Below are 6,959 nucleotides of genomic sequence, written 5' to 3'. Positions count from 1 at the left end.
TACCATGTTCGGTATCGCACCATCCTTGCAACGTGCCATCTTGCTGTATGGCAAAGCGAAGACCGGCAAGACACAAGCACTCGAAGTGCTGCGTGCCATGATGCCGGAAAATGCCGTGTGTTCGCTGCCTCCCCATCAGTGGGCTGCGCGCTTTGCTCTGACTTCCATGGTTGGCAAGACCCTCAACCTGTGCGGCGAATTGCCTGAGCGCGGCACCATTGACGGTGCTGTGTTCAAGGAAGTGGTCGAGGGCCTGACCCAAGAGACAGAGTTCAAGGGCAAGGACCGTTTCCAGTTCAAGCCCCAGTGCGCGAACTGGTTTGCGTCGAACCACTTGCCTAGGTCGTACGATACGTCCGCTGGATTCACTCGCCGTTGGCTTATCCTTGAGTTCAACAAGGTGGTGACGGACTCCGAGCGTATCATGAACTTTCATGAAATCCTCGTGTCGGAGGAACGTGAAGCGATTGCTGCGTGGGCGGTCGAAGGACTTAGTCGTGTGCTGAAACAGGGCGACTATACCTTGCCTGCTTCACACAAGCTGGCGATCAATCAGGTGCGACGTGCGAACAATTCGGTCGAAGCATTCCTGCAATCGAACGAGAAGATTCGTCCTGTTGATAGCTATGACGAGAGCGTGGATGCTCGTACCGCCTTCGATGCGTATGTGTGGTACATGAAGGACGTATCTCGCGGCTGGGGTGTCACTTATGAGACATTCCTGCACATGATCCGCGAGCTTGGCTACGCGACAACTGAGGAACGCGATGTGACTGGCGTTATGCGCTACCGCATCCATAACATGAAGGCTGTAGTACCGGTGCTAGTATGACAAACTTTTTGATGCTGACGATTATTTTCCAACTTGTGAGTGTGGGCGTGTCCCTCCGCAAAATCCGTGGCCTGCTCGGGGAAAAGCTTACGTTCTGGTCAATCTGACGAGGTTGATTTAGGCAAGTCAACTGTGTTGTTCATGTAATACAGGGGTAAAATCGCGAAAAATAATTTCGCGGTAGACAGCCTACTATGGGCGGGGGAGGGGAAAAAAGCGTTATAAATCAACGTGTTACCCTTTATGTGCTCAGGTTGTGTACATGGTCGGGGGGTGTAGTTTGGTCTTAGGCAAGTGGTTCCGCTGATGCCGGGTCGAGCAAGCGCTCCCCGTGCGCGGGATATCTATGCTTAACATCAATCGACTTCCACGCTCGTGGATACGTGCAAGCCGTAGCCTTGCGACCAAAGCTACCCGTGTGCCTGCGGAACAGGACATAATCGTGGTCTGGGAAATATCCCAAACAAACCACTCAGCGGGATAAGTCTTTCCCCGCGTTAGCGGTGCCAAACACCGGGCCTTAGCTATCGGCTATGGGCAGGAAGGAAGCAATAGCTTCCGTGCGCTGGCGAGCATGACATAGCATCATGACGCTAGAGACGAGGGACCGGTCCAAGCGCATACAAAGCGGATTAGCTCTTTGCAGTGCGCTAGCTCTAGGACATGGATTATGTCCATGTCCTAGGCCTAGCGCATGGCTAGGTTTGGGAAATTTCCCAATCTGAAACGGAGACTAATCATGACTGACTTCAATTCCGTTGCCGCAACCATGGGCGACGATATCAAGGCGTTTCGTTCGGCGAACGTGACCGCATTCAACAAGGCGACGCCGCTTGCGCGTTCGATCCTCGCTGGCCTGATGGCTGGCGTGGTGACGGCAAGTGTCGTGACCAGTGCGGTCATCTCGTCGTTCGGCAATCCCAAGACCCCGGCGGGCAAGCCCATCACCAAGCTTTCGGGCTCGGGCGACCATCTGCCGGGTTGGGGCGCAACGCGCAAGACCGTGGCCGCGATCCTCAAGGTGTTCGAAGATATCGACGCCGACAAGGACACCACGGGTGACGTGCGCAAGAACGTGACCGCGTTCGTGCTCCAGACGGACGGCGCTCCGAAGTCGCTCGCTGCACTGCAAGCGCTCGTCCGCGAGAACATCAACGCGCACGTTCAGGCGACGCTTCCCGAAGTCGAGCCGAGCGAGGAAGAGCAGCAGGAAATCACGCCCGACGCGGACACTCCCGCGCCGACCGATGAACCGCTGATCGACCTGCTCAACCGTGCGACCGTTGCGGTCGGCGCGGCTGACGTCCATGCCCTGATCGCGGCGGACGACAGCATGGCCAAGCTGATGGAAGCGCTGAACGCGGCGTTCGCCAAGGTTCTCGCGAACGAGAACCCGGAAGAACTGCAGAAGGCGGCTTAATCCGGCCCACCGGCGGGATTTGGGAAATTTCCCAAATCCCCCGGTTAGGCGGACGCACGGGTTTCCCCACCCCCCTCGCCCGTGCGTCCACCTAACCGATTGGAGGGCGAAATGTGCCTACACAAAGACATGATGGACGCGCTAGCTGACTTCCGCAAGGAGCCGACGCGCGTCAACAGTTTCCGCTATCGTCGTATGCACGACACGTGGAAGCAGCACGGTTGCCCGCTACCTGTACGGAGGGACTAATCATGGACAGGGTTTTTGTCGAAGCCTATCGCGAAATTCGCGACGGGCGCGCGCCAGAAGGCAAGACCGAGCGTCAACGCGAGTTGGATCGCGACGCTCGGCGTGACTTCATGCCGCTCACTGAGGCTCAGCGCGAGCACCAGAATTACGCGCGTCGTGATGCTGAGATTTTGGGAAATTTCCCAAAACGACGCGTTGTCGTGCTAAGCGCTGCCGAGCAATTCCGCAGAAACCTGTTTCGCGCGGTGAACGACGACGGATATGGGTGCGGTGACGTGAACGTGGTCAACGCCCCCGACCCGGTCCCGACCATTATCTGGCGCGTGGAGAACCGCACCAAGCCCAAATTGACGAGGTCGGGCATCCATACACGCAAGGAAGCCGACCGTGTCGCGCGTTCTATGAGGGAGAAAGGCCATGACGTCCGCGTCATCCAAGCCTAAACTGCAGATGGTCGAGCGCGATAAGGTGCTCGATTTCCGTGCAAAGCTGTTCGCGGACATCGGAAACAGCCTAACTGTGAAGCCAAAACGTGATGTTTTGCGCGAAAATGGGGTAAAATGGCGATGAAATACGCTATTTTGTGGGGAATTTCGTTCGTTTTGAGCACATGGGTCGCGAATGTGTGGGTTTCCGTCTTTTTCGCGATTGTGTGTTTGGGTGTGGTTGTGGCCTATGTCCATGCCCTTACGACTGTCAATAGGCCTCCCAAGGAGAAGTGGTATGACTGAGTTCATTCCGTTGGACCGCCGCGTGTCGGTCGCACTGCATCACGCGAAGGCCGCATTGCGTGCCCACGACGGGGCAACGCGACAGCATCACGTGATTAACATGCGCGATATCATCGATAGCTCGGACTATCCGAGCCTCGCGTATGCTGAAGTCGCGCGCAGGCTGGGTCGGCAGCGTGCTTACGACGTGGCGCTGCCCGAGCGTTTCGTCAACGCGGCTGTCAGGCAGCCCAAACTCTTCGAGGGGATGCTCTGATGAGCGACGCGGTCAAGGTTGCCGTGGTCTATTCGATCATGGCAATTACTGTTGCGGCGGAAATCTCCATCGCTATTATCACCTATGGGTTTGTGACCCACTAAACGGAGGACTGAACTATGAGTGCTGCACGTACCGCCCGTCGTCGTCGTCGCCAAGCCGCGCTCGGCACCGCTGGGCTGGAACAGGTCTATGGCAAGCGCCATTGCCCGCACTATCCCGCCAAGATGACGCGGGAGAAGTCCGCCCGTCTGCTCGCCAAGCGTCTGCAGACCGAGCAGCGCATCCGGCAAGGGAAGCGCAAGTAATGGCGTTTTGTGACGCCCTGCTCCCGCGAGAACAGCGGTATATCTCACCGATGTACCGTCGTATGTCGCGGGGGTGGGGTGTCACACAACGTACGCGCGAGGAAATAGTCCACGCCCTAGCGTTTGTCCTATATCCCGGCTTGGATTACGTCCATGTCCGTACGATGATGCGGTGGCACTACGGCATGAAGTACGTATTCGCCAACCTGCGCGAGATACCGACTCTAGTTGAGGACGCGCGCAGGTTGGCGAATACGTGGTTACCCGATGGGGAGGCCATGTTGCGCTGTTTGTTGGACGAGAAGCCCGACTGGGCTGGTACCGTCCCGCTGTGGTGTACGATGTGGCTGAAAGAGCAGCGTAAGCGCGGTCATACCGCTGTCGAAATCGCACAGGACCTAGGCGTGGGCGTGGATAAGGTCCGTCGCTGGTGGAATTTGGACATTTTCGACCCTCTCACCGGTGTTCGCATGGCTGCGCAGCTTGGAAAGCGACGGTCAACGCATACGACTAGGTCCAACTCGTTTCAGTAAACTTAATTTTTTTCATCTTTACGTGGTAATATCTCTCTATATTTATATATCATTCATCTGCCTCTCTCTCTCTCTCAAAAAAAAAAAATATATAATAGAGGGATATAGGTAGATATTACCACGTAAAGATGAAAAAAATGAAGTTATATGGAACGAGTTGGGAAATTTCCCAAACCGGGACCTAGGCCACGGCCACCCCCACATCACCCAAAAGGAGCACACCCATGCTGACACGCATATCAGGCCAACTCATCATCCGCGACCAAGGCCTAGTCGTAGACCAGCGCCGTGTCTTGATGGTCATCGGCCTCGTGGGCGTCCCACCCGAAATCGCTAAGGCATACGCCGAAACCAAGCAATACACCGTGCTCGGTCGCTATGCCGATGAAGCACTAACACTATCCCAAATCGATAGCGGCTCGTGGCCGCACGATACTAAGATCGGCCTGTCAGCCGACCAATTTCTAACCTCTAGCATCTGGAGAATTTGACATGAACATCCTCTTTATCGCTGCCTCTGCCCTTGCCCTGTCGATCCCCTCGGGCAAGGTCGTCGTCGTTGACGAAAGCAACGTCCAGTGCTCTGCCACCCCCCGCATTGCGGACGGCCAGACCATCCAGACGCGCGTCAAGATCGACCGTATCCTCGCCGATTGGCGTCGTCAGGGTTTCAAGCCGCATGTCGTTCGCATTCCGGACGGCTACAGCTACAACGGCCCGGACACCGACGACCTCAAGATCGTGCGTCCGTCATGCTGACCAACAACGAAATCATCTCCCGCATCCGCGACGGCCTCATGGCCCAAGGCAAGCCCGCCGCACTCGCGAACGGCCAGTGCCGTTACCGCACTGCCGGTGGACTCAAATGTGCTGTCGGTCAGCTTATCCCCGACGAGTATTATAACCACAATCTTGAAGGGTACCTGCCCGGTGATCCGCTTATTAGCGATGCAACTGATACGTCGCCCGAGCAAGCCGACTTGCTCAAAAAGCTGCAGAAGGTGCACGACAACTTTGTCTTGGACTATGGCTACGACCACGCCTTCAACGATAGCTTCTGGACGGACTTCAACAATGCGGCGCAGCCGTACGTGTTGTGACGGAGGAAGAACCGTGCTGATACAACCAAATGACCGCGTGTTTCTCTACGACCACACGCCGCTCAAGTTCTTCGGTGCGTCCTTCGAACCGGACGCCTTCACCTACGAGCGCGAGGACGGCGAGCTATTCACCGCCGAACAGCTACGCCAAGACATACCGGGCACCTTCCTGATCGTGACCCCACAGGGCTTCCAGTTCGACGCGGACAACACCGCCCCAATCGTCTACAAGCCCATCGACTGGGACAAGCCCGTCTACGTCAACGGCTATGTCGTGACCGTGATCTATACCAACCCTGCGCGCAACTTCGCGACCGTGATGGTGCCGGGGCGCATGGCCGTGGCCGTGGACTATCGCGACGGCAAGGCGCTGGACCGCAGCTTCACGGTGTCGAACGACAACCCGCGCACTACGATCCGCACCACCCTCGCAGTCGGTGGGGACATGCGCGACATCGACGTCCTGCTTCACGACGGGAAGATATTCGATGTCCAACTCGTTTAAACAAAACATCAACCGTGACGCGATGCTCGTTCGCCTCAACATGGCGGGCATGCAAGTCATCGCAGGCCAGCGGTTCGACATGACCCCCGACCAGCTTCTCCAACACGGAAAGTGGCTGGCCAAGCAACCCAAAAGCTACCGTGACAAGGTGGTAGCCAAGGTCGAGGAAATTATCGATGCCGAATGACAAGATCAAACAAGCCATGATCCGTGCCGCCGATTGGCTGGAAGCCAACCCCGACGGCCACGCTCGCATGCGTATGGCCGCACGGGAAAGCGGCCAGATCGTAGGCACCATGGACCCCCGAGCCTGTCGCTTCTGCGCACTGGGTCGCATGATGCACGAACTGGGCATCGACACCGTCAACACCATCGACGCCCTCAACCTCATCGGTGATCAACTGGGCGAACTCATATACCGTGCCTCCGATCTTAGTCGCGAAGCTGGTATCGTCGCTCTACGTCGGGCAGCAATGACATGAAACACCACGTTTTTGCATGGATACCTGAGTTTATGGACGATTGGACCATCGTCTGGCTCGGCTATTACACCATCACCACCCAAGATGGCCGGTTGGCCTATACCCGAGGAAGGAAGTGAACATGTTCAACACCGTACGCGACGTGCTGAAGCGTCATGGGTTCGCCCCTCTCATCATCGAGACGTCGAACCCCGACACCCGCCAGCGCCTCGACGAGCGCATCGAGCAGTCAGCCAACGTCAGCGCGGAACGTCGCGAGCGTGCGCTAGAAGCGCAGCGCCAGCGCGCCGGACGCGGCTACTACGTACCCATTGGCTGAACGAAAATGCCTCGTAAACGCAGCGACTTCTTCGTCCGCGCCTTCACTCGCACTGTGCGCGGTGAAGGTACTCGTTGGCTCGGCTACGAACGTGTCAGGTTCCAGCAGCTAATGAAGCGCGTACCCGGTCGCGGTTTGTGTGGGCGGAGAGTAAATTTTTTCGAGGGAAAAATCCCACCGAACGCGGGGAACGAGCTTTGCAGAAAGGGCGAAAGCACAGGGAA

General features: G+C 57.0%; 12 protein-coding genes. All 12 read left to right on the top strand.

Features of this window, described 5'->3' with window-relative positions:
• Positions 1-832 (top strand): phage/plasmid primase, P4 family (locus ACTHJR_RS11005; RefSeq protein WP_440523220.1); only part of this gene is annotated, 832 nt, incomplete at its 5' end.
• Positions 833-1,571: 739 nt separating this feature from the next.
• On the top strand, positions 1,572-2,252 hold the full coding sequence (locus ACTHJR_RS11000) for a hypothetical protein (protein WP_440523219.1): 681 nt from the start codon (positions 1,572-1,574) through the stop codon (positions 2,250-2,252).
• 251 nt (positions 2,253-2,503) lie between these two features.
• A complete protein-coding gene (locus ACTHJR_RS10995; protein ID WP_440523218.1) occupies positions 2,504-2,944 on the top strand; it encodes a hypothetical protein in 441 nt (146 codons plus the stop codon).
• A gap of 280 nt (positions 2,945-3,224) precedes the next feature.
• A complete protein-coding gene (locus tag ACTHJR_RS10990; RefSeq protein WP_440523217.1) occupies positions 3,225-3,488 on the top strand; it encodes a hypothetical protein in 264 nt (87 codons plus the stop codon).
• Positions 3,489-3,607: 119 nt separating this feature from the next.
• The gene (locus ACTHJR_RS10985) at positions 3,608-3,796 is read left to right on the top strand and encodes a hypothetical protein (protein ID WP_440523216.1); all 189 of its coding nucleotides are present in this window, start codon (positions 3,608-3,610) and stop codon (positions 3,794-3,796) included.
• A 757-nt stretch (positions 3,797-4,553) separates the two neighbouring features.
• Entirely contained in the window at positions 4,554-4,820 is a 267-nt protein-coding gene (locus tag ACTHJR_RS10980) for a hypothetical protein (protein ID WP_440523215.1), read from the top strand.
• A gap of 1 nt (position 4,821) precedes the next feature.
• Positions 4,822-5,088, top strand: coding sequence for a hypothetical protein (locus tag ACTHJR_RS10975; protein ID WP_440523214.1), 267 nt, complete (start codon positions 4,822-4,824; stop codon positions 5,086-5,088).
• Complete coding sequence (locus ACTHJR_RS10970; protein ID WP_440523213.1) at positions 5,082-5,429, top strand: hypothetical protein; 348 nt, start codon at positions 5,082-5,084, stop codon at positions 5,427-5,429. The genes ACTHJR_RS10975 and ACTHJR_RS10970 overlap by 7 nt, the downstream gene beginning before the upstream one ends.
• 13 nt (positions 5,430-5,442) lie before the next feature.
• Positions 5,443-5,934 (top strand): hypothetical protein, encoded by a 492-nt coding sequence (locus tag ACTHJR_RS10965; RefSeq protein WP_440523211.1) that lies wholly within the window; start codon positions 5,443-5,445, stop codon positions 5,932-5,934.
• Positions 5,918-6,121: a hypothetical protein gene (locus tag ACTHJR_RS10960; protein ID WP_440523210.1), complete on the top strand. Its 204-nt coding sequence runs from the start codon at positions 5,918-5,920 to the stop codon at positions 6,119-6,121. Before ACTHJR_RS10965 ends, ACTHJR_RS10960 begins: the two co-directional genes overlap by 17 nt.
• The gene (locus tag ACTHJR_RS10955) at positions 6,111-6,416 is read left to right on the top strand and encodes a hypothetical protein (RefSeq protein ID WP_440523209.1); all 306 of its coding nucleotides are present in this window, start codon (positions 6,111-6,113) and stop codon (positions 6,414-6,416) included. The genes ACTHJR_RS10960 and ACTHJR_RS10955 overlap by 11 nt, the downstream gene beginning before the upstream one ends.
• Before the next feature lie 121 nt (positions 6,417-6,537).
• On the top strand, positions 6,538-6,735 hold the full coding sequence (locus tag ACTHJR_RS10950; RefSeq protein ID WP_440523208.1) for a hypothetical protein: 198 nt from the start codon (positions 6,538-6,540) through the stop codon (positions 6,733-6,735).
• The last annotated feature ends 224 nt before the right edge of the window (positions 6,736-6,959 follow it).

The organism is Sphingomonas sp. (assembly GCF_051962185.1).
Classification (GTDB): Bacteria; Pseudomonadota; Alphaproteobacteria; order Sphingomonadales; family Sphingomonadaceae; genus Sphingomonas.
The sequence above is the reverse complement of the archived record's forward strand: the minus strand, read 5'-3'. Positions and strand labels throughout refer to the sequence as shown.

Excerpts from the sequence above, each read along its gene's own strand:
- ACTHJR_RS11000 (WP_440523219.1), top strand. The coding sequence starts at position 1,572 with ATGACTGACTTCAATTCCGTTGCCGCAACCATGGGCGACGATATCAAG.
- ACTHJR_RS10950 (WP_440523208.1), top strand. The coding sequence starts at position 6,538 with ATGTTCAACACCGTACGCGACGTGCTGAAGCGTCATGGGTTCGCCCCT.
- ACTHJR_RS10970 (WP_440523213.1), top strand. The coding sequence starts at position 5,082 with ATGCTGACCAACAACGAAATCATCTCCCGCATCCGCGACGGCCTCATG.
- ACTHJR_RS10985 (WP_440523216.1), top strand. The coding sequence starts at position 3,608 with ATGAGTGCTGCACGTACCGCCCGTCGTCGTCGTCGCCAAGCCGCGCTC.
- ACTHJR_RS10955 (WP_440523209.1), top strand. The coding sequence starts at position 6,111 with ATGCCGAATGACAAGATCAAACAAGCCATGATCCGTGCCGCCGATTGG.
- ACTHJR_RS10960 (WP_440523210.1), top strand. The coding sequence starts at position 5,918 with ATGTCCAACTCGTTTAAACAAAACATCAACCGTGACGCGATGCTCGTT.
- ACTHJR_RS10995 (WP_440523218.1), top strand. The coding sequence starts at position 2,504 with ATGGACAGGGTTTTTGTCGAAGCCTATCGCGAAATTCGCGACGGGCGC.
- ACTHJR_RS10975 (WP_440523214.1), top strand. The coding sequence starts at position 4,822 with ATGAACATCCTCTTTATCGCTGCCTCTGCCCTTGCCCTGTCGATCCCC.
- ACTHJR_RS10990 (WP_440523217.1), top strand. The coding sequence starts at position 3,225 with ATGACTGAGTTCATTCCGTTGGACCGCCGCGTGTCGGTCGCACTGCAT.
- ACTHJR_RS10980 (WP_440523215.1), top strand. The coding sequence starts at position 4,554 with ATGCTGACACGCATATCAGGCCAACTCATCATCCGCGACCAAGGCCTA.